The following is a 25,807-nucleotide window of genomic DNA, read 5'->3' as shown; positions in this document are numbered from 1 at the left end:
TTGTATTAATTTATTGAGATTTGAGCAAATACTTTATCTTTGCAATTCAATAATTTTCAATAAAAATGAACAAAAGCACTATCAATACCATTGTCGGCGTGCTGATAATCTTTGGTATTCTTATCGGTTACAGCCTGCTGACAAAACCATCGGAGGAAGAACTGGCGAAGCGGAAAAAATACCAGGATTCACTTTTTAAGGCGCAGAAAGAGCAATATCAGGCAGATTCAGCAGCTAAGATTGCCGACAGCCTGCAGAAAATAAAACAGGATTCCGTGAAAGCAGCGGAAAAGAGTATCAATCCCCTGCTTCAGCCCTCACAAAAACCCGACACCCTGAATGAGCTCAGCAAACAGTTTGGAAAATTTTCTTCTTCTGCAAAAGGCGCCAACAAGCACTATGTTTTGGAAAGCGATTTGTTGAAAATACATATTTCATCCCAGGGCGGAGGCATTTCTTCTGTAGAACTAAAAAAATACAAGACACATGATGGCAGGCCATTAATATTTTTCAATACCGATACTTCCAACTATACCCTCACTTTTTTGTCGGGATATAAAGACATTAACACCGGCGGATTGTTTTTTGAGCCTTTTTTAACGGATACCCGCTTTGCAGGAAAAGATTCCATTGTAATAGCCGGCAAGGATTCGGTAACATTTTCCATGCGCCTCTACCCGAACAGCGCCGACAGTACGGATACCACAGGCAGGAAAAACAAAGAAAAATATATAGAATTCCTTTACACCCTGCGGGCAGATGACTACATGATGGGATTCAGCATCAACCTCAACGGCATGCAGGATGTGATAGACATCAACAGCACCTACCTTGCCTTCGACTGGCAACTCAACATAACGCAACAGGAAAAGAGCACCAAAAACGAGCTGATAAATACCACGGTATATTTTAAACCTGCCGAAGATAAAGTGGATTACCTGAAAGAAACAAAAGACGACAAAAAAGAAAAGCTTCCCAACCTGAAATGGATATCTTTCAGACAACAGTTTTTTACATCTATTCTTGTGTCAGAAGCCAGTTTTAAAGAAGCCACACTGGAAGTGGAACAGAAACAGGACACCCTGTTTCCCGGCTACCTGAAAACACTTACCGCAGCCATCACCATTCCTTATGAAAACCAGCCACAGCAAAGCATTCCCATGTCGCTGTATTTCGGGCCCAACAAATATAAAACCCTGCGGGCTTTCGACCTGGATTTTGAACGGCAGATACCGTTGGGCTGGGGATTTTTTCTGATGCAATGGATAAACAGATTTGCCGTCATCCCCGTGTTCGACCTGTTAAGCTCCACCGGCATGAATTATGGCATCATCATCCTTATACTTACTATATTGCTTAAAATCGTGCTATTGCCCATTGCATACAAAACTTATATTTCGTCGGCACGCATGAGGGTGCTGAAACCCGAAGTGGAAGAGATAGGAAAGAAATTCCCAAAGAAAGAAGACGCCATGAAGAAACAGCAGGCTACTATGGCATTATATAAAAAAGCCGGCATCAACCCCATGGCGGGCTGTGTGCCCATGCTGCTGCAAATGCCCATACTTATTGCCCTGTTCCGCTTTTTCCCTGCCTCCATAGAACTTCGCCAGCAAAGCTTTCTGTGGGCTAAAGACCTCTCCGCCTATGATTCTATTTGGGATTTTCCGGGGGGATTCAGCATACCGTTCTATGGCGACCATGTCAGTTTGTTTTGCCTGCTGATGACCATCTCCACCATATTTTACACCAAACTGAACAACCAGATGATGGGAGCGCAGTCGCAGCCGGGAATGAAATTTATTATGTATGCCATGCCCGTTATGTTCCTGGGCTTTTTCAATGATTTCGCCTCGGGATTAAGTTATTACTACCTGCTTGCCAACCTTATCACCTTTGCGCAAATGTTCCTGTTCCGTAAATTTGTAAACGAGGAAAAAATTCATGCACGCATACAGGAAAACAGGAAGAAACCCGTGAAAGTTTCGGGCTTCCAAAAGCGCCTTGAAGAAATGGCAAAGAAAAGAGGATATCCTGTAAAGAAATAATTTTACATTTTTTCAACCACATAGGAAACATAGGCGGGATAAACTTTGTGCCCTGTGAGGTAAAAAAAGTTTTTTTAAACGCAAGGGAATAGATATTGTGTGGACACATAGGAGAAAGATAGAAAATAATAATCAAAAAACAATTATTGGATGGCTGATACTGACCACTCTTGTTTTAATATGGGGCAGCTCTTTCATTCTTATGAAGCGGGGGCTAGGATATTTTTCACATATACAACTTGCCTTACTGCGTATCAGTTTTGCTTTTGTTTTTTTAGTTCCCTTTGTAATTAGCTCTATAAAAAAAATAAATAAGAAAAAACTGGGGTATATTGCGCTGGTGGGTATCATCGGCAATGGCATCCCTGCCTTTCTGTTTGCCAAGGCACAGACAGGTATCGACAGCTCACTTGCGGGGGTGTTGAATTCTTTAACGCCGCTTTTCACCTTGCTTGTTGGCATGATGTTTTTCAGCTATAAGGCCCGGTGGGTGAACATTGGAGGTGTTTTTATCGCTTTAGCAGGCACCATCGGCCTGATGAGCATCAGCGGCAATAAATCTCTTGATTTCAATTTCAGTTATGGCATTTATGTAATTATTGCCACATTGCTTTATGCCATCAACATCAATATTGTAAAAAGATACCTGGAAGATACCGATGCCGTAACCATCACTTCTTTTGCCTTTCTGATAATAGGTATTCCCGCAGTAACGGTATTGTTTTTATTTACTGATTTTGTGCCTTCATTAACAGCATCGCCTAAAGCATGGCAAGGATTAGGCTACATTGCCCTGCTCGGCATTTTCGGCTCGGGGCTGGCGCTGATACTTTACAACCAGCTCATCAAGAATTCAGGGGTGCTTTTTGCTGCTTCTGTAACGTACCTGATACCTGTGGTTGCTGTTTTTTGGGGCATCGCTGATGAAGAAGTTTTTGATCCGACTTACATTCTCTGGATAGCAGTTATTTTACTCGGTGTTTTTCTTGTGAATTTTAGGGCAGGGAAAAAAATATCGCTTTAAGAACAATATTGAGCATTTCAGCCGTTTACCTGCATTATAAACCGCTCTGATTGCGAATGGCTGTTAAAATTTCACAAAAACTTGTTTTTAGCAATAAAATATATTTTCTTTGCCTATAATATTAATTTAAAAATTTTAAATATGGAAGAAAACATGAACACACAACCACAGGCAACTCCGCCAGCACAAGGAGTACCACCTATTCCGGGAGCTATAATTTCTCTTGTTTTTGGAATTATTTCTCTGGTTTTTTGTTGGTATTTCATGATACCAATTGTAGGCATAATTTTATGTATCATGTGCCTTATCTTTGGCATTATTGCTATGAATAAAGGTAAGAATGCAATAAATCTTTATAACCAGACTCCTGACCAATATAAAAAGGGGTCATTAGGTCTTGCAAAAGCAGGTAAAATTTTAGGACTTATCGGTCTCATACTTAATGCTATTTTTATAATCATATCAATCATTGTGACAATAGCCGTAGGAGATAGGTTTTTCTAAACCTTTATTGTTTTTTAGAAAATCATCTTTTTTATTTAAGAACTTAAGCATAAAATATTTTTATGCAACATCCCAAATACAGAGCCCTGGCAGCACTTATAGTAGGGACGTTGTCCCTATGTATTTGCTGGTTTTTCTGGGTGCCTGTGTTTGGGATTTTTATTTGCCTGCTGGCGATAATTTTAGCTTTAACAGCTATTATCCTTGGCAAAAAATCAAAAAAACTCTTCATCCAAAATCAGGAAAATTCTAAAAAAATTTACTTTCAGAATGCAAATGCCGGTTTCTATTCAGGTATTACCGGCTTAATTATTTCTGTTATTTGCTTTGTCCTGGCATTTTTATTCACGTTTTATTTTAAAATTTTAGTTTAATATGGAAGAAATTGCTACTTCATCTTCGGCTGAAAAAGAATTGCTCCCTGAAGCTTCTTCGGCTCTGACCTATAGCATATGGGGCAATGCACTCAGCTTATTCTTTATGATACCGATTATAGGAATTGCAGCATGTATAGTCGGGCTTGTATTATCTATTATCGGACTTTCAAAAGGCCGCAGGGGGATGGACCTTTTCAGAAGCAACAAACAAAAATACCACGGAGGTTCTTTTGCAAAAACACTTGTTGCATTTATCCTTGGAATTGTTGGAATTGTTCAGGCGGCGATATTATCCATATATGGCTTTGTCTTCACAGCCATGATTCTTTCAGGAGAAAAGATATTCTGAAACAACACAGTTTTTAGAACGGCAATCCGTCATCAACTTCATTTTCAGAAGGCTGGTCAGTGTTTTCAAATGGCTTGCTATCTTTCATTGTTTGCTCGTTTTGGCCGGCAGTTTCCAATTTCCAGGGCCTGACATCTGTGTACCATTTCCCATTATATTCACGGCTTTCAATATCAAAAAACACTTTTACCAGATCATCTTTATAATCCCTGCTCAGGTCTACTTTATCGTTCCAGCTGGCAAAACATATTTTTTTAGGAAACGAAGTCTGGGTTTCAAGAATAAACTCCTGCTTTTTCCATTCGCCCTTTGCGGAAGTGCCCTTTTGTGCCGGGAAAATCTGAATTATCTTACCTGTAATTTCCATAAAATATAAATAAAAAAATTTTTTAAAAGTAGTTTTTTTTAAAATACAGTATACAAAAAAGGGCAGTAAATTTAATTACCGCCCTTTTTAAAAACTTACATTGATTTAGTTCACAAACTGTCTGGCATAATATTTTGCTGTCAGTTTCTCTCCTGTGGCTCTTTCAATCATGATATTCCATTCGTACCTCATGCCCGGTGTAAAAACTTTATCAATCATAAACTTGCCAACTTCATTATTCTTGCTGAAACTGATATTTTTTAAATCTTCCGCCTTGTAATAATTTTGAGCAATATAATAGGAGAATTGTGAGGCCAGTAGTTCACCCATCAGATAGTTGTGATAATAGCAGGGATAAAGCGCCACATGTATTTTTGAAGCCCAGTCGGGTTCATTACGACCTTCGGGGCGTTTCAGAAGCTGGTATTTTTCCACCAGGTTCCACCATGTGGCATTAAGGTCTTGTTCAGGATTTTCATACATAGTTTTTTCAAAACGATACATCACCTGTGCCCAGCGGCTGAATGTAAGCTGCTCGAGGCGAAGGGTTTTATAGCAATCTTCGGCAATTTTCTGAGCTTCTGTTTGTGATATCCCCAGGTTTTCTACCATCCACTGCGGGTTGGTTGAAAGCCTGCCGAAAAACATGGCGACAGCTTCCGTTGTGAAAGTGTGAGCGGCGTCGCGCAGGAAGAATGGAAGCGCCCTGTCGGTATATTTTGAATATACGGCATGGCCGAATTCATGCAGCAGGGTGTTCATCCAGTAGGAATTATGAACGGTATTGCACAGTACGCGTACATCACCTTCCTTATCAACATCCATACAGAAAGCGTGCTGGTTTTTCCCTTTTCTCTCAAACATATCACTTTTTGCCAGCATATCATCAATGTCCATACCTATGCTTTTGTAATAATTTTTAGTGACCTCGATAATATCCTTTCCCTTGTAATACACATCCAGTTCAACAGGGTAAATATTCGGGGCTTCCTGAAAAAAACGATTCTGATAATGCCAGGGCATAAGTTCTTCCTTTTTCACTTTATACCTGTCGGCGAAGAAACTGTCAATGTCGTTTTTCAGCAGCGCAAAAGCATCGCGCGTTAGGCTGTCGAGTTCGTCGAAAAGCTTTTCTATCTCTGCGGGGTCTTGTTCGCTTAATTTTAAGCTCATTTCATGATAGTTATTAAAGCCCAGTTCTTTGGCAGCTTCGTTTCTCATAGCTACGAGTTTTTTTACATCCTCAGCCACATTGGCTCCTGATTTTTTTGAAGCCATCCATGTTTTCATAAGCAGTTTGCTGTCGGTTGAAGTACGCAATATCGAATCCACCTGGTTGTCGGACAGGGTGTCGCCGCCCACCACCGGACGGAACGTATTGAATTTTTGCGAAATTTTCGACTGCATATCAATCATGGCTTTGGTCTTAGCCGTATCAATCTGTTCGCTCAGGAATGCATTGTATATGACATCTAACTGGCGTTTGAGCAAGTCGTCTTTTATCGTTCCGGATTCTTTGAATTTTTTTACTTTTTCGAAATCATTTTTGTCTGCAAAAATTTGTGACATTTTAAATTCCAGTTCCGCTGACTTTTTATATGCTTCCTCATCGCCTGTAGTTTCAGCACTCCAAGAGGCCATACAAACTTCCTTATATAAAGGAACGTATTTTGCTTCTAAACTTTTAACAAACTCTGTAAATTCCATCTCTGATTTTTTTTGTGCGTTATCACAGCCTGTAAAAAACCATAAACAAATTACAAGCGACACTACGGATAGTATCGTCAATACATTTTTTTTCATAATTCATGCTTTTTGTTTGATAAAGGGTTATTTATTATTTATTGATATTAATTCCACTTTGAATATCAGCATGGCTCCGCCGGGTATCTGTCCTACTCCCCTTTCGCCGTATGCCAGTTCGGAGGGGATAAACAATTCATAAGTGGAGCCGGTATTCATCAGTTGCAATCCTTCTGTCCATCCTTTAATCACGCCGTTGAGGCTGAAAGATATCGGCTCGCCACGTTCGTATGAGGAATCGAATATAGTTCCATCGAGCAGCCTGCCTTCGTAATGAACAGTAACTTCATCTTCAGGACCGGGTTTGGAACCATCGCCCTGTTTAATAATCTTATATTGTAATCCGCTGGGCAGCTCCACGATGTCGGGTTTCTTTTTATTCTCTTCAAGGAAGGCCTGAGCTGATAATTTGTTTTTCTGAGCTTCGGCAAGGTTTCTGGATTGCTGTTTTAAACTATGCTCTCTTTGAAATTTATTCATAATTTGTGAACGAACTTCCTTAGATAATAATGTGTCGTGTTGATTATACCCCTGATTAAATGCATGGAAGAAAATGTCGTTGTTTATTTCCACTTCGCTTTTTTTCAGGTTTCCTCCCACATCTGCACCAATAATATAGCTAATTGTGTCATTAAAGGTTTTAAGAACCACGGCCTGAGTGTGAGTGTTTTTTGTGGTTTTGCATGAAACTGTTATTAATGCTGAGAAAGAAAAAATGAAAATTAATTTTAAGGCTTTTTTCATAAAATGTTTTTTTTGCAAAATTAAAATTATCTGTCAATCTTCAAAATTATTAAAATAAAAAAAGCCGTTACTTTGTTGTAACGGCTTATAAATATTTTAAACTTGTTAGAAATCTTAGCCTTGTTATGCAGATGAAATATGAAATTATTTAGTTGCAGCTTCTTCTTCCACTTTTAACAGTTCCACTTTAAAAATTAATGCTGAGCCTCCGGGTATTTTGGCATTGCCCTGGTCGCCGTAAGCAAGATCAGAAGGGATAAACAACTCATAAGAGCCGCCTTCTTTCATCAGCATCAGACCTTCGGTCCAGCCTCTGATGACCTGAGACACATTGAAAGTCTCGGGCTTGTTGCGGTCATAAGAAGAATCAAATATTTCTCCGCTAATCAGTTTCCCTTCATAATTAACAGTAACGTTATCGGTAGCTTTCGGGGTTTTACCTGTTCCTGCTTTCACCACTTTGTATTGAAGGCCGCTGCTGGTTTCGATGATACCGGGTTGCTTTTTGTTTTCCTGAAGGAAATTAGCGCCTGCAATTTTATTAGGCTCGGCAGCTTTCATGGCTTTTTCGTTCTGTTTTTCCTGAAGTTGCTTCTGGAAATTCATCATAATATTTTGTTTGTCTTCTTTCGTAAATATATTGCTGTCAATACCTTCAAGCGCATCTTTAAACCCCTGAACCAATGCTTCCGTGCTGAAATTTAATGAATCGTTTGTGATGTTTCTTTTTAGGTTTTCTCCAATATTAGCACCGATAACATAAGCCACCGAATCGTCCTGGGTTTTCAGGCTCACTTTGCCGCCTGAGTTGCATGAAACCATAAAAAACATAACAACAATAATGGAAACAGCTGATAATAAAACCTTTTTCATAATAATTGTTTTTAAATGAAACATGAAATTTTTTGCAAATGTAAAAATAAATACATAAATACGGGATTTTTATTTTTTTATGCCATTAAATTAAAGACGTAGAAAAATTATTAACATAAAAATGTCAGTAAATTTGCTAATTGAAAAAAAAAACGTACATTTGCACCCCGATTTTGTTTAAAAACGCTTATTGACACTGAAAATCAATGTAATGATGGATACAACAAGTTATAAAACACGCTCAGCCAATAAAGATATCATTGTTAAAGATTGGCTGATGGTTGATGCAGAAAACGAGGTTTTAGGGCGCTTTGCAAGTAAAGTTGCCTTCATTTTAAGGGGTAAACATAAGCCTTATTATACTCCCAACCTTAACTGCGGCGATAATGTAATAATTATAAATGCTGAAAAAATAAAGCTTACCGGAAGCAAGCTTACTGAAAAAGAATATGTTAGGCATACAGGCTACCCCGGTGGACAGCGTCTTACAACTCCGGAGCAATATCTGGCAAAAAAACCTGAAAAAATTCTGGAACTTGCCATAAAAGGAATGCTGCCAAAAACCAAGCTGGGCAGTGAAATGTTCAGGCATCTTTTTGTTTATGCCGGGCAGGAACATCCCCATCAAGGCCAGAACCCAAACAAAGTTAATATAAACACTATTATTAAATAATTATGGAAGTAATTCACACCATAGGAAGAAGAAAAACAGCCGTTGCGCGTGTATTTTTCAAAGAAGGAAGTGGAAATATACTCGTTAACAAAAAAGATTTCAAAGAATACTTTCCAACACCTACCTTACAATATGTTGTTAAACAACCTCTTGACCTTACAAGCACATCCGACAAATACGATCTGCAGGTTACCATTTCCGGAGGAGGGACGAAAGGGCAGGCAGAAGCATTGTCGCTGGCCATTTCCAGAGGCTTATGCAAATTAAATGAAGAAAACCGCACTATATTAAAACCCAAACTCTTGCTTCGCAGAGACCCCAGAATGGTTGAACGCAAAAAACCCGGACAGAAAAAAGCAAGAAAAAGATTCCAGTTCAGCAAACGTTAGGCTTGTCTGGTCCTATGTTTAGTATCTAAATTGCCAGGACTATCCATTTGTGATGCTACCGGGCAATTGACTTTAAAAAAGTAAAAAAGAAAGTAAACAACCTCAAAAATCTACATTATGAATAAATTATCATTTGAAGAACTTCTGGATGCCGGAGTACACTTTGGCCATCTGAAAAGAAAGTGGAATCCGGCCATGGCTCCTTATATTTTTATGGAGCGCAACGGCATCCACATCATTGACCTTTACAAAACCATCGCCAAAGCGGAAGAAGCTGCAGCTGCTTTAAATCAAATTGCAAAGTCAGGAAAAAAGATTTTATTTGTCGCCACTAAAAAACAGGCTAAAGAAATCGTTGCCGAGCTAGTAAAAAGAGTTGGAATGCCATATGTTACCGAACGCTGGCCGGGGGGTATGCTCACAAATTTTGCCACCATCCGCAAAGCCGTAAGGAAAATGGCTTCCATCGACAAAATGAAAAACGACAATACCTTTGTAAAAATTTCAAAGCGTGAACGCCTGCAAATCATCCGCGAACGTGCTAAACTTGAAAAAAACTTAGGCAGCATCGCCGACCTGACACGACTTCCATCTGCCATCTTCATTGTTGACATTCTGAAAGAAAAAATAGCTGTTAATGAAGCAAAAAAATTGAACATCCCAACTTTTGCCATTGTGGATACTAATTCTAACCCCAACGAGGTGGATTATCCTATACCAGCGAATGACGATGCTTCCAAATCCATCACACTCATTCTTTCTATGATGATTTCCGCTATTGAAGAAGGGATTGCCGAACGTAAGGTTACCAAAGACAAACAGGAAGAGGAAGAAGAAACGGATGAAATCATCATCGAAAAAGCCAGCCTGAAAACCATTGAAGAACAGGAAGAAGAAGAAGAAGCTAAAAAACTTAAGAAAGCTGCTTTAAAAAAAGACATTGGGACTAAAGCTCCAGAAACTGAAGACAAAGAGGCCGGCAATGATATTAAGAAAGTCCGGAAACCTATGGATAAAAATGTTAAAAAACCGGCACCGGGAAAGAAAAACATCTCAAAAAAATAATTAACCTAAAAACCAACATTACTATGGCAAATATAACAGCAGCCGATGTCAATAAATTGAGAAAAGCAACCGGCGCAGGTATGATGGACTGTAAAAACGCTCTCGTAGAAACTGATGGAGATTTTGAAAAAGCCATTGACTATCTTCGCAAGAAAGGACAAAAAGTTGCCAACAAACGCTCAGACCGTGAAACTAACGAAGGCATCGTCATTGCAAAAACTTCCGATTCGCAGAATTTCGGTATCGTTGTGATGCTGAATTGCGAAACGGATTTTGTGGCAAAAAACCAGGAGTTCACCGATATAGCCAAAGCTATTTCAGAAGTGGCGCTGGACAAGAAACCCAACACTATCGAAGAATTAAAAGCCTTGAGTTTCAACAATCGCACCGTGGCAGAGCACATCAGCGATTACATGGGAAAAACAGGTGAAAAAATAGAGCTCGGCGACTACCAGTTTGTTAATGCCCCTAAAGTATCCATATATAATCATAACGGAGATAAACTTTCGGCTATTGTCGGATTCAATAAAAACAATGTTAACGAAATTGACATACTGGGAAAAGATGTCGTGATGCAAATCGCCGCCATGAATCCCATTGCACTTGACAAAGACAATGTAGCTCCTGAGATTATTGAGCATGAAATGGAAATAGGAAAAGAACAGGCTCGCCAGGAAGGCAAACCCGAAGACATGCTCGAAAAAATTGCCATGGGGAAACTCAATAAATTTTTTAAAGAAAACACCCTTTTAAATCAGGAATTTATTAAAGACAATAAAAAAACCGTCAGCCAATATTTGTCGGATCATGACAAAGAACTGAAAATAGTGGACTTCAAAAGAGTGTCGGTAAGATAATCTTAAACTTATCACCAATTATTAAAGAGAGGGCTGTAGTTCTCTCTTTTTTTTTATTTTTGCATCAACAGAATTTTATGCCATGAAATATAAAAGAATATTATTGAAATTAAGCGGCGAAGCATTGACGGGAGAGAAATCCTATGGGTTGAGTGCATCAAGTATAGTTTTTTTTATGGAAGAAATCCGTAAAGCGCTAGAAAAACAAGTCCAGATAGCTGTTGTTATCGGGGGAGGAAATATCTTCAGGGGACTGAAAGGCAATAATATGAACATCAGCCGCGTGCATGGCGATTATATGGGCATGCTTGCTACTGTCATAAACGGTTTGGCGCTTCAGTCGGCCTTTGAAAATGCAGGAATAAAATGCAAACTGCTTTCCGGGCTTCAAATAAATCCTGTATGTGAACTTACCAGTAGCAGCAGAATTTGTAAACATCTGGAAAAAGGAGAAGTGGTGATTATTGCAGGAGGCACAGGAAACCCTTTTTTCACTACAGACACGGCTGCAGTGCTCCGCGCACTCGAAATCAATGCCGATGTGATACTTAAAGGCACCAGGGTAAACGGAATCTATGATTCAGACCCTGAGAAAAATCCTTTGGCCAAACAATACAAACAACTCAGCTTTGATGAAGCCCTGGAAAAAAACCTTGAAGTGATGGACATGACTGCTTTTGCTCTCTGCAGAGATAACAATATGCCCCTGGTGGTTTTTAATATGAATGTGAAAGATAACTTGCTGAAAATTATTCAAGGTAAAACTGTGGGCACCTATGTTACAAAAAAATAAGTAATCAATCAAAAATATTTATACCATGTCAGAGGAATTAGATTTTGTTCTTGAAGAAACTGCCGAAAGTATGCAGATTGCAATAACTCATCTGGAGCGGGAACTACAAAAAATACGCACCGGAAAATCAAGTGCACAAATGCTCGACTGTATCAAAATTGATTATTATGGCGTGATGACACCCCTGGAACAGGTTTCAAACATCAACACCCCCGACCCGAAACAAATCATTGTACAACCCTGGGACAAAAATATGCTGCCGGTGATTGAAAAAGCTATTATGGCTGCCAACTTGGGATTCAATCCAAAAAACGACGGGGAAATACTACGAATTATTGTTCCTCCGCTGACAGAAGAACGGCGTAAAGAACTTGCAAAAAAAGCCAAAGCTGAAGGCGAAAATGCAAAAGTAGCCATCCGAAACATACGCCGTACTTCAAACGAATCACTGAAAAAACTGGAAAAAGAAGGTGTGCCTGAAGATGCTGTAAAAAAAGCAGAAAGTAAAATCCAGGAATTAACGGACAATTTTATTGATAGAATTGATAAACTATTGGCTCAGAAAGAAAAAGATATTATGACGGTATAGGCTTTATTTCAGGAGTTCAGGCATCTTAATAATTTTTCTAATACCCTCCTCTATAGACAACAAAGGCCTGCCCAGGAGTTTTTTCATTTTTGTAATATCAGGTAGCCTTCTGTTCATGTCGCCTTCTTCAAGAGGTGGTTTATAAATTATTTTGGAAGACGAATTTGTCATTGCAATAATTCTATTTGCAAGGTCTAATATCGAAATTTCTATATCGTTTCCGATATTGATTATTTCGTTGGAGTTGTTATTTTTAAGTACAGTATTCATATAGCTGTTGTAACAGGCCTCAACGTTATCGTCAATATAACAGAAGGTGCGCGATTGACTGCCATCGCCGTAAATGGAAATATTTTGATTTTTTAACGCCAGGCCAATAAAGCGCGACATGACAAAATCCTTGCTTTGTTTGGGTCCGTAAGTATTAAAGAAGCGGAAAATAGTGTAATCAAGCCCGAATTCTTTTTTATAGGATTTCAGATATGCTTCTCCGACATTTTTAACAACAGCATAAGGCACACGTGAATTAAGCGGAGTTGTATATTCATTCTGCGGTAGGTCAACAGGTTCGCCATATACTTCGGATGAAGACGAAAAATAAACACGTTTCACAGAGGTATTTTTGCTTAAAGTCAGGATATGATGAATACCCTTGATGTCGTTAAGGACATTTACTGGGTTCAGCTGAGTGCGTTGCACACCTACGACAGCAGCATAATGAAAAATATATTCAAAAGGAAAAGCAAGCATCACTGCGGAAATGTCTTCATAGTCATTAACATCGCATTTGATGAAACGCCAGTTTTTCTGAGGCATCTTTGGCAGTTTGGACAACTCGCCTGTGGATAGGTTGTCAATCAGCACTACGTAATTTTCGGGATCACCGATAAGCTTTTCCGCTAGGCAGCTTCCTATAAATCCTGCACCGCCAGTAATTAATATTGTTCTCATATCTGAATTATATTATAGACATTAGGTATTCGCCATAACCCGATTTGATATATTTCTCAGCCAAAACCTTGAGTTGTGAAACATTGATAAACCCCAAACGATATGCCACTTCTTCTATACACCCTATCTTCAGCCCCTGCCTGTCTTCAATAACCTGAACAAATTGTGAAGCCTGCAGTAATGAAGCAAAAGTACCGGTATCAAGCCAGGCAGTACCCCTAGTTAATATGGCAACTTTAAGATTGTTTTGTTCAAGATAATATTTATTAATATCGGTTATCTCATATTCCCCCCTCTTGCTGGGTTTTATTTTTTTTGCAATTTCGATAACATGGTTATCATAAAAATATAATCCCGGAACGGCAAAGTTTGATTTGGGGTTTTTAGGTTTTTCCTCTATGGAAATGGCTTTGAGTTTTTTATCAAATTCCACGACACCGTAACGTTGAGGATCGGTAACATGATAGGCAAACACAACACCTCCTTCGGGGTTGTTGTTCTCCTGTAATAACTTCTGCAAGCCTGCACCGTAAAAAATATTATCACCCAGTATCATGGCAACCTTTTCTTTCCCGATAAATTCTTCGCCGATGATAAATGCCTGTGCCAGCCCGTTCGGGACTTCCTGAACCGCATAAGTAAAATTGCATCCCAATTCACGTCCGTCTCCTAACAACTTTTCAAAATTCGGAAGGTCGTACGGGGTGGAAATAATAAGAATCTCTGAAATACCTGCCATCATCAGCACCGACAATGGGTAATAAATCATGGGTTTGTCGTATATCGGCATCATCTGCTTACTCATGGCAATGGTAAGTGGATATAAGCGAGTCCCGGAGCCGCCTGCCAGAATTATTCCTTTCATATGCAATGCAATATATAATATATTTTAGCAAAGTTACGATAAAAGCAAAAAAAAGTTACAAATAAAGCTATCTTTGAAAAAAATGCTTTTTGGCTTAAATTTTGTTTTTATTGTTACATAATTGTTAACCATAAATAACCAAGGCCATGAAAACAAAAATAATTATACTGCTTACCCTGTTTCTGGCTGCAGGATGTACTTCTTCGAAGAAGTACCTCGAAAGAGGCGATTTCAGCATGGCAACTAAAAAAGCCGTTAGTAAACTGATGAAAAAGCCCGACAATGCGAAAGAAATCTGGGTGCTTTCACAGGCTTTTAAAAAGGCAAATATACAGAATACCGACAGAATTGAATTTCTGCGCAAAACAGGTAAGCCCGAGATATGGGAAGAAATTTATCAGAATTATTTTCAGCTGAAAACCCGCCAGGATTTGGTGAAAAACCTGCCCGGACAAATACTGGCATCTGTAGGTTTTGAGATTGTTAACTACGACACCGACCTTATAGAAGCCGAAAAAAAAGCATGTGATTACTATTATGCCTTGGGACTAAAATTATTGTCTCAAAATGACAAATTTTCCGCCCGGCAGGCATATGACGAATTCATGAAAATAAAAAAACACTATAAAGATTACAGGGACCTGGATGCACAAATAAACAAAGCTATTGCTCTGGGCACGACCAATGTAATTTTTTATATTAAGAACAGCAGCTATGCATTATTACCTCAGGATTTTGAATATGAATTCATGAAAATTACCCTCTCGGATGCGGAAACCCGCTGGGTAAGGTATGATTCAAAAGAAGTGGAAGGTATAAATTACGATTATACCATACTGCTTAATCTTAAAGTTATAGATGTTTCTCCCGAAAGAATCAGGGAAAAAAACTGGATAGAATCAAAAGAAATACAGGACGGCTGGACTTACCAGCTTGACAACCACGGCAATGTGATGCACGACAGCGCCGGCAACGACATCAAAATTCCTCGTTATATTAAAGTGAGCTGCATGCTAAAAGAAATACAGCAAAACAAAGAAGCTGTGTTATCAGGTAAAGTGGAGCATTACAACAACATCACCAAACAACTCATGAACTCTGAAAATATCACTGCCAATTCGGTTTTCAGCAATGGCTATCTTATTGCCAACGGCGATCTGAGAGCCTTATCCGCCGAGACTAAAAAACGCTTAGGTAACGGTCCGCTACCTTTTCCTTCTGATTTTGATATGATAATGATGGCCAATGAATACCTGCAGAAAGCAGTGAAAAATGTGATAAGAAACAAATCTTACCTGATAAAATAATATCGAATATTGAACAAAGGGTCAAGGTTCGAAGTTTTTTGTCATTCCATCATTCGATATTCCTTGTTTATTATTCATAATTTCTTCATTTTTCTGCCGTCGCCTTATCATTATAAGGCACCACCTCCACCCATTGTCCTTTGGTACGTGCGTAAATGGCATCGTCATACATGGCGGCGCAACTTACTGTCGGCATATAAAAACGCCCAAGGTAACTGGCGTTGAGCAGCACCTTGTAAATCTTCTTATCATTGCTCTTTATGCTGAAAAAGGTATAAACCCTGTCGTCGCGGAAATCCTGATAGTCATACGATGACATCGTTACACGCCCGTATGATTCATCCATGCGTGTGTTGTGTATCTCCCATCCCGACGGGAAGATGTGTGACAAAGCCATATTATAATAATATCCCATCAACCCGGGGTTGGTTATGCTTACTTCAGCCATAAAATCAGTCCCCTGTTCCAGTTTGCTTACATCTATCTTTTCACCATTTAGGCTCTTATATTCTACTTCAATTTTCAGGTTGCTTTCGCCGGCTTTTTCTTCTCCTGCCGCAGGAATACCGGTGAGTATGAGCCTGGCATACAACATAACCTTGCCGTTATTTTTTATTTTCAGCTTGCCTTTTTGCGTTGATTTTTTCATATCCAGCTCAATAGTTGCCACAGGCTTGGCAGATTTTTTATTCACCGCAGTGCCATTATTCAGGGTATAGGTGAAGTCCAGAGGGCTCATTCCGGCGCTGCCCACGTATTTGGAAATAGCCAGCAGGCAGTAAGCTGTTGTCTGGGTACTCATCCATTGGTCTTTGCTAAGGCGCGATGAGATGATATTCACAATGGGCGCCGCTTTACTTCTCATATCAAGTAACGACAAGGCTTCCACAATCATGGCACGGTCACGTTCGTCACAACCATAGCTAAAACTAAGTTCTTTATAAGGTTTAATTATGGTGGATGCATTCGCCACCATTTGTTTTGCTATGTTGCTATGGCCTGCCAACTGGTATGCTGCTGCCAACCGCCAGCGTGCCTGTATGCTGAGGTTTTTTTGTTCTTTCAGCAGGTTCATTGAGCCTAAATCCGGGACTTTAGCCAGTGCCAGGGTATAAAGACGGTAAGCCTGCACTACGTCGGAATATTCATAATATTTCGAAAACGCAGGAGTCCATTGTTTGGCAATATTTTTTTGATATTTTTCCCATCTTTTCAATATTGTTGGAGAAACATTATAACCTAAATCCTTCGCTTCGAGCAGAAAATGCCCTGCATAGCAGCTGGACCATTGGTCTGCTTCGCTGTAGCCCGGCCAGTAAGAAAACCCTCCGGAAGGAGTCTGAAATGAGCTGATGCGGTTTATAGCAGCCTTGATGTTGCGTTCTATACTTTTTTTCTTACTATCGTCAAGCTCCATCAGGTTGGCAAGAAACAACTGTGGAAAAGCTGCTGAAGTAGTTTGTTCTATGCAGCCATAGGGATATGAAATAAGGTACTTAAGTCTTTTTTCAAGGTTAATAGGCGGTATGGACGACACCTCTATAACGCCCTTATTTGTTCCGGCAATGCCGACAGGTATATAATCGGCGCTCCATGATTTGCCGCTTTTTATGACATCGGCAATTACCTCTGTTATTTCCGGGTTGGGATTGCGCACATCAATTTCTATCTCATAGACGGCTGTTTCCTTTCCGCTGCTGGCATTTATTTTAACCTTACCAATTCCTGAAGCTTCTTTTACCTTCAACTTAAATGTAACAAGGTCATCGCCAATTTCCTTAAATGTCAAGGATTTCACATGATTGTCTTCTATGGTAAACATATCATTGGTTGTCAGTTTAACGTTTACATTTTTTACAAATTTCTCCATAGCAAACACGCTTACCGGCAGGCTCACTGTTTCTCCGGGTCCTACCACGCGCGGCAGTGTCCCGAGCAGCATCAGCGGCTTGCGGACCGCCACAGTTTTTTCGGCATTGCCATATGCGCCATCTTGTCCGGCAATGACCATCACACGCACCGAGCCTATATACTGGGGCATCTTGAACGTATAGGTGTTGGAAGCGCCTTTCTTCAGGGCAAAAGGCCCAAAGAACTTCACCATGGGTTTGAAGCGATTGGTGCGTTTTGAGGGGCCATCGCCACCGTCGTCACCACCTCCTATGCTTAGAATGCGTTCCAGCTGCCCACCATAAGCTCCCATAACATAGTCATACAAATCCCAGGTTTTTATTCCTAAGGCTTCTTTGGCATAAAAATAATTCCATGGCTCAGGTGTTGTGAATTTTGTAAGGTCCAGCAATCCTTCATCCACAATAGCCACCGTATAGGTCATGGCTTTTCCTGTTTCTTCTTTAATCGTTATGCTGGCATTTTCTTCCGGGCGCAGTACATCGTTCATGGTGATTACAGGCCGCAGATGTGTATTGGGGTCTTCGACTATGATTGGAATAACACCATAAAGCCTGATGGGCAAATCGTTTGCAGTCTGGCCGTGAGGTTGTATCATAGTAACTGCGGCATAAACATTAGGAGCCATTTCTTCTGTAACAGTAAACTTAAAAGTTGTTTGTTCCTTTTCAGTGTTCAGCCAGTGTGACTGCAGCACTTTGCTTCCTGTTTCTATGGTAACTAATGCGCGGGCTCCATCGCTTGAAGGTATGGTCAGTTTTACTTCATCGCCCACCTGGTATTTTTCTTTATCTGCGGAGAACATCAGCATGGCGGCGCCTTCTTTGCCTTCACGGGAACGGCTTGCCCAGTCAGCCCAATCGAAATACACAATTTTTCCTGTACTGTGCCCGCTGACAAGGTCGGTGATTCTGATAAAGTAACGGCCCCAGTCAGCATCGGGGATGGTAATATTAAACTGCCCTTTGCCACTCACAAAACCCTGCTCAAATGTTTTGTAAGGTTCATTATACTGGCTGCGAACAAAATCTGCTACATCATAGCCCGAGTTGTCCCACCACCAACGCCAATTCACTTTATAGATATCCACCTGTACCTTGCCCGATTTCACAGGGCTGCCCTTGGTATTCACATTGACAAATTCTATGGAATAATTCTTTTCCGTATTCAGCATGGAAGAATAGCGTTCTCCCTCGGGGGTTTTTATTCCCACATACGTTTCAAAGGGATAATACAATAATGAAAACCTGTCCACGCTGAATTCGCCGCCCTGTTCAAACACCCTGGTTTCAAAACCGGCACGCAGTACCCCCGGCGCAGAACTCGAAACAGCAATGTCCGGGATTATCTCAGCCTTACCTTCCTCGTTCAATTTGTCGCTAAAAACCTTATAGGTTTCCGAATAAAATCTTTTTGCAGGGTCGTCAAAAATAAAGCTTGAATATTTTTTAAATACGGTATTGGTCTTATTCAGCACCACGGTTACATCGGCTTTCAGGTTGCGGGCAACAGCTCCATGGAGCCATTTGGCCTCCAGCGTACCATTGGAAGACTGGGTTATCATATCCGAGCCAAAATCCAGTTTTATCTTCAGGCGGTTGGGTTTTATGGTTTCTATTTTCAAGGATTTGCTGAAATAAGAGCCTCCCACACGAATGCCCACTGTCCAGTAACCTGTAAGCGCATTGGGGTCTGTGGCGGTGCGGAAATCATAAAAGCCGTTCACAGATTTTGTTTTCACGATATGCTGTACCTTTTGTCCGCGCGGGTTGGTAAGGTCAAATACCACAGGAGTTTCTGGCGATAGTTTGTGCAGTTTGTCTTCAAGGATAAAAACCAGGAAAATGGAGTCCCCAGGCCGCCAAACCCCCCGTTCTGTGTATATAAAACCTTTAATTCCCTTACGAACGGCTTCCCCGCCAACCTCGAACATGCTTAACGACAAGGCCGAGCCACCCGTCATTTTCAAATAAGCACGCTGATTGTCTTTTGCAGCAACAATCAGGTATGGTACTTTTTTCAGCTGTATCACTGCTGCTCCATCGGAATTGGTCTGAGCCTTGTTGAGTTCCTGGCTCTGATAATCCAGCACCGTGATGGATACCGAAGGCATAGGTTTGCCGGCAACTAGGTCGGTGGTAAATATGTGAAGCTCACCGGTGCTGCCCACTTTGGCTATGATGCCTATGTCTGTGGCCAGTACATTGCGGCTTACAACTTTGTTCCTGAAATAGGAGTCTTCGCAAGGGTCGTCTCTCTCATACCAATCGTAATAATAATAGTCGTCATCATAATCATAATAATAGCCGTAATAATCATAATAATACCAGTTTTCGGGCTCGTCTTCAACGCTTTCGTCCCAAGAAGAGTTAAGATTTTCATCTGTTTCTCCCTCATCCACTTCCGTGCAATTGCCATAAGTGGAATAGGCTTTTTTAATACCCAGTGTAACCTGGTATATAGCCCCCTGTTCGGCTTGAATAAGTTCGGAAAGGTCAATATAATAGCGGGACCAGTTGCCGTAATTCAATACGGGTGCCCCTGCCGACTGCAGTTGAATTTTTTTCTTCAGTATGAGTTTCCCCACACGAGACATTTCTCTTTCGCCATCAAGGTCATTTACCTGCAGAAATTGAGAAATGTTGTTTTCATAAATTTTGAATATTTTCACATCCACAGCGTTGACATTAACGGCTTCAAAAGGAAATATCAGGCCGTTTGTGCTGGGCAGTATGGTCCCGTTTCCAACCAGCCGGATGTTGGGCTTTATATCTTCAAATGTTACCGAGTCAACATATTTTTCACCCAGCTCTTTACTGTTAATGTTTTTCACGGCCTGATATACTGTAATAACTTGTGTTCCGCCCACTTCCCCCGGAGGATAAATTTTTATCTGGTTATCTTCAATGTCAAATTTCAGGTCGTTGATATTTCCCAAAGTTATCAGGCCGTTTAAATCCTGTTCCTCAAGCAGGGGGTCGGAAAAAAATAAACTGACCACCGGCTCGGGGTTTTGTGATGCCACAATGGAAAATAGATTGAAATCATTGATAGAAGGAATTTCAACATCATAAGAACCTTTATTATCTGCCAGTATGGGCTTGCCGTCCCATTTTATTTTCACTACGGAGGCTTTGGTATCGCGGTTCACGCTGTCAATGACAAAGGTGAAAGTCTTTTTGTCGCTTCCCGTCATGACAGTAACTTTAAGCTTTTTACTCCCCTGTGTTACATCGAATAATTTAGCGACATCATCTGCACTGGCCACATCGGCTGTAATAATTGTCCCGCTAATCTTTTCCCATTTCAGGTTGCTGTTGCTGTATGCCTTGTGATTGTCCACTTTTACTTCAAAAGCTTGTTTTGTTGTACGAAACTGAAAAATAAAGGTACGCATGCTGTCGGGCACATGGATGACTTTCGACAGGTAGAATTTTGCCGTATATAGTTTGTCGGCCTCCAGCTTGCTATCCGGGCGAAACTCTACTGTGCGGGTATCAATCCAGTATGATTTTCCTTTTATGGATGGAGAAAAATCAAACAATTCCTCCTCTGTAGGTTTCTCAAACATGGAAGAATCGGCAACATCAAAATTCATGCGTACTTTTATGCTTGATTCGGTGGAAATAATTCCAGAAGTAAAGGCAGCAACATATTCTTTAAAGGCAGGGTTCACCTTTATTATAGACTGCGTACTTGCTCTGCTGATAAGATAAATGGTAAAAGCAATTAAAAAGGTAATAATGCCAATGAGGATGATTTTTTTCTTGTCCATACCGGTAATTTTTATGTTAAGGAGATAAGGATAATTCATGTAAAAATATAAAAATTATCAGGCGCTAACAAGTTTTATTAAAACAAATTTTATAAGTCAAATTTTTATTTTGTATTTTTATTAAAAAAATCTATGAGGGCATTAAAAAAATCACTTAAAATTCTGCTTATAATTTTTTGTATTGTCATAGCCGGACTGGTGGCACTGTTTGTTTATTTTACACTTACCGATTTTCAGCCCGTTCCCTCCGAACATATCGCTGTGATGAATAATTCTCCTGATGCTGTGATTGACAGCAGGGATATTACATTTATCACATGGAATGTGGGCTACTGCGGGCTGGATGAAAGCATGGATTTTTTTTACGACGGAGGGAAAATGGTACGCCCGGATAAAGCAACATTTCAAAATAATCTGAACGGAGTTTTTGATTTTCTTTCAAAAAACGACAGCATGGACTTTTTTCTTTTGCAGGAAGTGGATACCGCATCAAAAAGAAGCTATTATATGAATCAGGCCGCATTATTTTCAAAAGCTTTACCGGATTACACCTTTAGCTTTGCTGTCAATTATAATGTGAAACATGTCCCCGCCCCGATGCTTAAACCTTTGGGAAAAGTAGTCTCCGGCATTTCTACATTTTCACGATATTATCCTTTAAGCTCGGAGAGGTTTTCATACCCTGTAAACTATTCCTGGCCACTTAAAATATTCATGCTCGACCGTTGCTTTATGATCCAGCGCTTTCTGCTGAGCAATCACAAAGAACTGATTGTCATCAACACGCACAATTCGGCTTTTGACGATGCCGACAGGCTCAGGCAATATGAGATGTGGATGTTGCGCGGATTTATTCTGAACGAATACGCCAAAGGAAATTTTGTTATAGCCGGCGGCGACTGGAACCAAAATCCTTATAATTACAACTCTTTCCGTTTTGCTTCGGGTTACGTAAAAAAATCAGGCTTGCCCAAAATACCTTTTAATTTTATGCCCGATGGCTGGCAATGGGCTTGCGACAGCACATGCCCCACCAACCGCGACCTGAGAAGCGCATATAAACATGGCAGCACGCCGACCACCATCTATGATTTTTTTGTGGTCTCGCCCAATATCATTGTTGAAACAATCAAAACACTGGATTACGGATTTGAATTTTCCGACCACCAGCCGGTATATTTACGAATCCGCCTGAATGATGACCCCCTGGCAGGTTGCAGCAAGAAAACTTTGGATTATATTTATTCTCTGAATGATTCAATTGTGTTTTACAAAGAACAAAACGAGAGAAAAAAATAAGTCTTTGCGTGTGAAACAATTGTGATTCTTTCATTATTTACATTAGTTTTCTTAGGCAAATTTATTCACTATTTATGCACTTTATTTTATTATTCATTTCGCTAAAAGCGGTTCAATGCTCCATGTAAAATAAAAATAAAACAAAGCCTGTTGCAACGATTGAAGGAAGCGCATAATAATCTGAGATTATTCAGTAAGTACGATATTTTTTCTTTCGCCTATCTGCTGACGCCACATAGCATAATATAAACCTTTCTGTAGCATCAGTACGTCATGGGAACCCTTTTCAATTATTTTCCCTTTCTCCAGAACATAAATTAAATCTGCATGCATTATGGTGGATAAACGGTGTGCGATTAATATGGTGATACGCTCACTGCTGCCGGAAAACCTGCGGACAGTATTAGATATTTCTTCTTCAGTCAGTGAATCCAGTGACGAGGTCGCTTCATCAAATATCAACAAACGCGGCTGTCGTAATATAGCCCTAGCAATAGAAATACGTTGCTTTTCCCCTCCCGACAATTTCATGCCTCCTTCTCCCAGCACAGTATTTATTCCTTTTGCTGAATTCCTTATCAACTTCTCACAGGCAGCCATGTTCAGCGCATCTGTAATCTCATCATCCGAAGCATCGGGTTTCACAAATAATAAATTTTCCTTTATGGTGCCGGCAAACAACTGTGTGTCCTGAGTTACAAACCCTATTTGTCTTCGTAACTCATTATACCTTATTTGTGTTGAAGAACATTCATTAAAATTGATCGTGCCTTTTATCGGTTTGTATAATCCAACTAATAACTTCACTAGGGTGGACTTTCCTGAGCCTGAAGGCCCCACAAAAGCAATGGTTTCACCGGTCTGCACCCTGAATGATATATCATCAATGGCATTGGTTGTGGCTGTTTTGTGCCGAAAAACAACATTCTGAAAACAGACAGATAATAAGTTGCCAATTTCCACAGGGTTTTCGGGCCTTTTATCAATCGGTTTTTGCATCAATTGGTCAAAATGACTTACAGAAGTTTCCACTTCCCGGTAACTAAGGATGATATTCCCCAAATCTTGCAAAGGGCCGAATATGGATGTTGAAATAAATTGCATAGTGATAAGTTCCCCGGTGGTTAAAACTTTCCTGAATATCAACCATAGCAAAATAAACAAAATGGATTGCTTCAATATGCTGAGCATGGAGCCTTGAAAAAATGTTAAGGTGCGAACCTTTTTTACTTTTTCCATCTCCAGGTCAAATATTTTCCGCGTATGCTCTTTTAAACGTTTTATTTCCGGAAAAGTAAGGCCCAGGCTTTTTACCAGTTCGATGTTGCGTAGGGATTCAGTGATAACACCCGACATTTTATTGGTTTCACGATTGATGGAACGCTGGGTGGATTTTATCTTTTTGCTTAGCAGTCCGGTCAGGGAGCCTAAAAACAGTATGCCTATCAAAAATACAGGTATGAGCATCCAGTTTTTGGTAACAGAATACCAGACCAGAAAACCTATGCCCACAAGCGATGAAAACAAAATGTTAATGAAGGAATTGGTGAACTGTTGGGTGTCGGTACGAACTTTTTGCAATACTGATAGGGTTTCTCCGCTGCGCTGTTCTTCAAACTCCTGAAAAGACAGGCGAAGCGTCTGTTTTAGCCCGTCGTTAAAAATCTGCATTCCGAATTTCTGAACGGCAAGACGGGTAAAATATTCCTGTATGGATTTCGTAGCTCGGGACAAAAGGGCAATAGCAATAGCAATTCCCAGCCAAAACAATACTCCTTGAACTAATTCCTCTTCGCTACGTAAGCCGGGATGGGTTGCATAATCATCTATTATTTTTCCAAATATAAGCGGGTCAACTAAACTCAACAACTGGCTGATGCCTGCCAAAAGAAGAGCGATAAAAATCAGCCATCGCTGTGGCTTCATGTATTTCCATAGTATTTTCATGATGCTGCCGTATCAAAAAACTTACACCAGATATTCAAATAAAAACTAGTGTCTTTTCTAAAAATTGCGACCATACGATTTTCACCTTTCAAAGTATTGATTTACAATTTTATATATGTTTTCTATCCTGATTTTATATAATAAAAAAATCCGCAGCAATCCTGTCGGCAAATAATTTGCCCTCATTGGTTAAAACTACATTATGCCCGCTCTTCAAGGCAAACCCTTTGTCAAGATGCGGCTGCATAAGCCCGGTAAAACTCTTAAGAAAATCATCGCCAAAATTCTGTTGCAAAAAAAACATATCAACTCCTTTTGCAATACGTAAGGAAGTCATGATATATTCATTGTATTTTTGATTTTTCGTCAGTGTTTCTTTCTCGCAAGGAATGTTTCTGTTTTTTATGCCTTCAATATATTTTTCAGTGTTGCAGCAATTCCACTGCCTGGAGCTGCCGTCATAAGAATGTGCCGAAGGCCCTGCGCCCAGATATTTTGCGCCTTCCCAGTACAAACAGTTATGCTTTGATTCCATGCCGGGCATAGCAAAGTTGGATATTTCATAATGTGCATATTCCCGTTCTTTTAAAAATTTCATGGCATAGCTATATTGTTCCGCAACGTCTTCTTCAGACACCTCCTGTAATTTTTCTTTTCTTATAAAAAACTCCAGATTGGTTTTGGGCTCCACCGTCAACGCATAGGCAGAGATGTGGGGAATGCCGAGTTGGACTGCCGTTGCAAGGTTTTGCTTCCACCGGTTCAACCCAAGTGTCGGGATGCCATATATCAGGTCAATGCTTATATTTGTAAAACCACCGTCCTGAAGAGCTTTTACGGCATAATCAGCCTGTGCAGCATGGTGGCTGCGGTTAAGATATTTCAGGTCTTCATCAAAAAAAGACTGCACCCCCAGGCTGATGCGATTCACGACGGTATATTTCAGCTCCTGTATTTTTTTCCTGTCCATATCATCGGGATTAGCTTCCAGGGTGATTTCAGAAACAGAGCTGCCATCAAAATTTTTATAAATGGTTTCCAGTATGGATTGTATGTCGTCAGTTTTCATTATCGAAGGTGTGCCTCCGCCAAAATAAATGGTGTTTATTTTTTCACTGAGATAGTTTTTCTGCAAAAGCAATTCCCTTTGTATTGCCTGTATCACCTCGACATAATGTTTTAGTGATGGGACGGAATAAAAATTACAATAGTGGCATTTTTGCCTGCAAAAAGGGATATGTATGTAAATTCCCGCCATCAGGTTCTATATGAAACCATGAATTAAAAGAGGATTTTT

The 25,807-nt window shown here is 40.1% G+C and carries 20 protein-coding genes and 2 pseudogenes; 12 read left to right on the top strand and 10 right to left on the bottom strand.

Features of this window, described 5'->3' with window-relative positions; genetic code table 11:
• Nucleotides 1–65: 65 nt before the first annotated feature.
• The 4 genes from yidC to M0R16_00295 all read left to right on the top strand — a co-directional run bounded on the left by yidC (nt 66) and on the right by M0R16_00295 (nt 4,302).
• On the top strand, nt 66–2,048 hold the full coding sequence (gene yidC / locus M0R16_00310) for a membrane protein insertase YidC (GenBank protein MCK9611326.1): 1,983 nt from the start codon (nt 66–68) through the stop codon (nt 2,046–2,048).
• A 97-nt stretch (nt 2,049–2,145) separates the two neighbouring features.
• Nucleotides 2,146–3,072, top strand: a complete 927-nt coding sequence (locus M0R16_00305; protein MCK9611325.1) for a DMT family transporter — start codon at nt 2,146–2,148, stop codon at nt 3,070–3,072.
• Between the two features lie 141 nt (nt 3,073–3,213).
• Nucleotides 3,214–3,576: a hypothetical protein gene (locus M0R16_00300; GenBank protein MCK9611324.1), complete on the top strand. Its 363-nt coding sequence runs from the start codon at nt 3,214–3,216 to the stop codon at nt 3,574–3,576.
• A 375-nt stretch (nt 3,577–3,951) separates the two neighbouring features.
• Entirely contained in the window at nt 3,952–4,302 is a 351-nt protein-coding gene (locus M0R16_00295) for a hypothetical protein (protein ID MCK9611323.1), read from the top strand.
• A gap of 13 nt (nt 4,303–4,315) precedes the next feature.
• Here M0R16_00295 and M0R16_00290 read toward each other — a convergent pair whose 3' ends face one another.
• The 5 genes and pseudogenes from M0R16_00290 to M0R16_00270 all read right to left on the bottom strand — a co-directional run bounded on the left by M0R16_00290 (nt 4,316) and on the right by M0R16_00270 (nt 8,089).
• Entirely contained in the window at nt 4,316–4,669 is a 354-nt protein-coding gene (locus M0R16_00290; GenBank protein MCK9611322.1) for a DUF3127 domain-containing protein, read from the bottom strand.
• A 105-nt stretch (nt 4,670–4,774) separates the two neighbouring features.
• A complete protein-coding gene (locus M0R16_00285; GenBank protein ID MCK9611321.1) occupies nt 4,775–6,472 on the bottom strand; it encodes a M2 family metallopeptidase in 1,698 nt (565 codons plus the stop codon).
• 27 nt (nt 6,473–6,499) lie between these two features.
• Nucleotides 6,500–6,871: pseudogene (locus M0R16_00280) on the bottom strand (FKBP-type peptidyl-prolyl cis-trans isomerase).
• Nucleotides 6,860–7,216, bottom strand: a pseudogene (locus M0R16_00275) (FKBP-type peptidyl-prolyl cis-trans isomerase N-terminal domain-containing protein). Before M0R16_00275 ends, M0R16_00280 begins: the two co-directional pseudogenes overlap by 12 nt.
• Nucleotides 7,217–7,360: 144 nt before the next feature.
• Nucleotides 7,361–8,089: an FKBP-type peptidyl-prolyl cis-trans isomerase gene (locus tag M0R16_00270; protein MCK9611320.1), complete on the bottom strand. Its 729-nt coding sequence runs from the start codon at nt 8,087–8,089 to the stop codon at nt 7,361–7,363.
• 214 nt (nt 8,090–8,303) lie between these two features.
• On the opposite strand from M0R16_00270, the gene rplM reads away from it, so the two are divergent.
• From rplM to frr, 6 genes are all read left to right on the top strand, one after another.
• Nucleotides 8,304–8,762: a 50S ribosomal protein L13 gene (rplM, locus tag M0R16_00265; protein ID MCK9611319.1), complete on the top strand. Its 459-nt coding sequence runs from the start codon at nt 8,304–8,306 to the stop codon at nt 8,760–8,762.
• A gap of 2 nt (nt 8,763–8,764) precedes the next feature.
• Complete coding sequence (gene rpsI, locus M0R16_00260) at nt 8,765–9,151, top strand: 30S ribosomal protein S9 (protein MCK9611318.1); 387 nt, start codon at nt 8,765–8,767, stop codon at nt 9,149–9,151.
• Between the two features lie 117 nt (nt 9,152–9,268).
• Entirely contained in the window at nt 9,269–10,216 is a 948-nt protein-coding gene (gene rpsB, locus M0R16_00255) for a 30S ribosomal protein S2 (protein MCK9611317.1), read from the top strand.
• Nucleotides 10,217–10,239: 23 nt separating this feature from the next.
• Nucleotides 10,240–11,073 carry a translation elongation factor Ts gene (gene tsf, locus M0R16_00250; protein MCK9611316.1) on the top strand — a complete coding sequence of 278 codons (834 nt, stop codon included), beginning with the start codon at nt 10,240–10,242 and terminating at the stop codon, nt 11,071–11,073.
• 82 nt (nt 11,074–11,155) lie between these two features.
• Nucleotides 11,156–11,866, top strand: a complete 711-nt coding sequence (gene pyrH / locus M0R16_00245; protein MCK9611315.1) for a UMP kinase — start codon at nt 11,156–11,158, stop codon at nt 11,864–11,866.
• A 25-nt stretch (nt 11,867–11,891) separates the two neighbouring features.
• Nucleotides 11,892–12,455, top strand: a complete 564-nt coding sequence (gene frr, locus M0R16_00240) for a ribosome recycling factor (GenBank protein MCK9611314.1) — start codon at nt 11,892–11,894, stop codon at nt 12,453–12,455.
• Between the two features lie 3 nt (nt 12,456–12,458).
• On the opposite strand, the gene M0R16_00235 is transcribed toward frr, so the two are convergent.
• Both M0R16_00235 and rfbA read right to left on the bottom strand, forming a co-directional pair.
• Entirely contained in the window at nt 12,459–13,406 is a 948-nt protein-coding gene (locus M0R16_00235) for an NAD-dependent epimerase/dehydratase family protein (GenBank protein ID MCK9611313.1), read from the bottom strand.
• A gap of 7 nt (nt 13,407–13,413) precedes the next feature.
• Nucleotides 13,414–14,271: a glucose-1-phosphate thymidylyltransferase RfbA gene (rfbA, locus tag M0R16_00230; protein ID MCK9611312.1), complete on the bottom strand. Its 858-nt coding sequence runs from the start codon at nt 14,269–14,271 to the stop codon at nt 13,414–13,416.
• 146 nt (nt 14,272–14,417) lie between these two features.
• Between rfbA and M0R16_00225 the strand changes: the two genes are divergently transcribed.
• Nucleotides 14,418–15,578, top strand: coding sequence for a hypothetical protein (locus tag M0R16_00225; GenBank protein MCK9611311.1), 1,161 nt, complete (start codon nt 14,418–14,420; stop codon nt 15,576–15,578).
• Between the two features lie 85 nt (nt 15,579–15,663).
• Here M0R16_00225 and M0R16_00220 read toward each other — a convergent pair whose 3' ends face one another.
• Complete coding sequence (locus tag M0R16_00220; protein ID MCK9611310.1) at nt 15,664–21,264, bottom strand: MG2 domain-containing protein; 5,601 nt, start codon at nt 21,262–21,264, stop codon at nt 15,664–15,666.
• Between the two features lie 132 nt (nt 21,265–21,396).
• Here M0R16_00220 and M0R16_00215 point away from each other — a divergent pair, with 132 nt between their 5' ends.
• Nucleotides 21,397–22,563 carry an endonuclease/exonuclease/phosphatase family protein gene (locus M0R16_00215; GenBank protein ID MCK9611309.1) on the top strand — a complete coding sequence of 389 codons (1,167 nt, stop codon included), beginning with the start codon at nt 21,397–21,399 and terminating at the stop codon, nt 22,561–22,563.
• Nucleotides 22,564–22,749: 186 nt separating this feature from the next.
• On the opposite strand, the gene M0R16_00210 is transcribed toward M0R16_00215, so the two are convergent.
• Together M0R16_00210 and hemW are read right to left on the bottom strand one after the other, a co-directional pair.
• Nucleotides 22,750–24,510 (bottom strand): ABC transporter ATP-binding protein/permease, encoded by a 1,761-nt coding sequence (locus tag M0R16_00210; GenBank protein MCK9611308.1) that lies wholly within the window; start codon nt 24,508–24,510, stop codon nt 22,750–22,752.
• Between the two features lie 133 nt (nt 24,511–24,643).
• A complete protein-coding gene (gene hemW, locus M0R16_00205) occupies nt 24,644–25,768 on the bottom strand; it encodes a radical SAM family heme chaperone HemW (protein ID MCK9611307.1) in 1,125 nt (374 codons plus the stop codon).
• Nucleotides 25,769–25,807 lie beyond the last annotated feature (39 nt).

It is taken from the genome of Bacteroidales bacterium, assembly GCA_023228145.1.
Lineage (GTDB): Bacteria > Bacteroidota > Bacteroidia > Bacteroidales > CAIWKO01 > CAIWKO01.
This window is presented reverse-complemented; position numbering and strand designations above follow the sequence as displayed.

Excerpts from the sequence above, each read along its gene's own strand:
- yidC (MCK9611326.1), top strand. The coding sequence starts at position 66 with ATGAACAAAAGCACTATCAATACCATTGTCGGCGTGCTGATAATCTTT.
- M0R16_00300 (MCK9611324.1), top strand. The coding sequence starts at position 3,214 with ATGGAAGAAAACATGAACACACAACCACAGGCAACTCCGCCAGCACAA.
- M0R16_00295 (MCK9611323.1), top strand. The coding sequence starts at position 3,952 with ATGGAAGAAATTGCTACTTCATCTTCGGCTGAAAAAGAATTGCTCCCT.
- M0R16_00290 (MCK9611322.1), bottom strand. The coding sequence starts at position 4,669 with ATGGAAATTACAGGTAAGATAATTCAGATTTTCCCGGCACAAAAGGGC.
- M0R16_00285 (MCK9611321.1), bottom strand. The coding sequence starts at position 6,472 with ATGAAAAAAAATGTATTGACGATACTATCCGTAGTGTCGCTTGTAATT.
- M0R16_00270 (MCK9611320.1), bottom strand. The coding sequence starts at position 8,089 with ATGAAAAAGGTTTTATTATCAGCTGTTTCCATTATTGTTGTTATGTTT.
- rplM (MCK9611319.1), top strand. The coding sequence starts at position 8,304 with ATGGATACAACAAGTTATAAAACACGCTCAGCCAATAAAGATATCATT.
- rpsI (MCK9611318.1), top strand. The coding sequence starts at position 8,765 with ATGGAAGTAATTCACACCATAGGAAGAAGAAAAACAGCCGTTGCGCGT.
- rpsB (MCK9611317.1), top strand. The coding sequence starts at position 9,269 with ATGAATAAATTATCATTTGAAGAACTTCTGGATGCCGGAGTACACTTT.
- tsf (MCK9611316.1), top strand. The coding sequence starts at position 10,240 with ATGGCAAATATAACAGCAGCCGATGTCAATAAATTGAGAAAAGCAACC.
- pyrH (MCK9611315.1), top strand. The coding sequence starts at position 11,156 with ATGAAATATAAAAGAATATTATTGAAATTAAGCGGCGAAGCATTGACG.
- frr (MCK9611314.1), top strand. The coding sequence starts at position 11,892 with ATGTCAGAGGAATTAGATTTTGTTCTTGAAGAAACTGCCGAAAGTATG.
- M0R16_00235 (MCK9611313.1), bottom strand. The coding sequence starts at position 13,406 with ATGAGAACAATATTAATTACTGGCGGTGCAGGATTTATAGGAAGCTGC.
- rfbA (MCK9611312.1), bottom strand. The coding sequence starts at position 14,271 with ATGAAAGGAATAATTCTGGCAGGCGGCTCCGGGACTCGCTTATATCCA.
- M0R16_00225 (MCK9611311.1), top strand. The coding sequence starts at position 14,418 with ATGAAAACAAAAATAATTATACTGCTTACCCTGTTTCTGGCTGCAGGA.
- M0R16_00220 (MCK9611310.1), bottom strand. The coding sequence starts at position 21,264 with ATGGACAAGAAAAAAATCATCCTCATTGGCATTATTACCTTTTTAATT.
- M0R16_00215 (MCK9611309.1), top strand. The coding sequence starts at position 21,397 with ATGAGGGCATTAAAAAAATCACTTAAAATTCTGCTTATAATTTTTTGT.
- M0R16_00210 (MCK9611308.1), bottom strand. The coding sequence starts at position 24,510 with ATGAAAATACTATGGAAATACATGAAGCCACAGCGATGGCTGATTTTT.
- hemW (MCK9611307.1), bottom strand. The coding sequence starts at position 25,768 with ATGGCGGGAATTTACATACATATCCCTTTTTGCAGGCAAAAATGCCAC.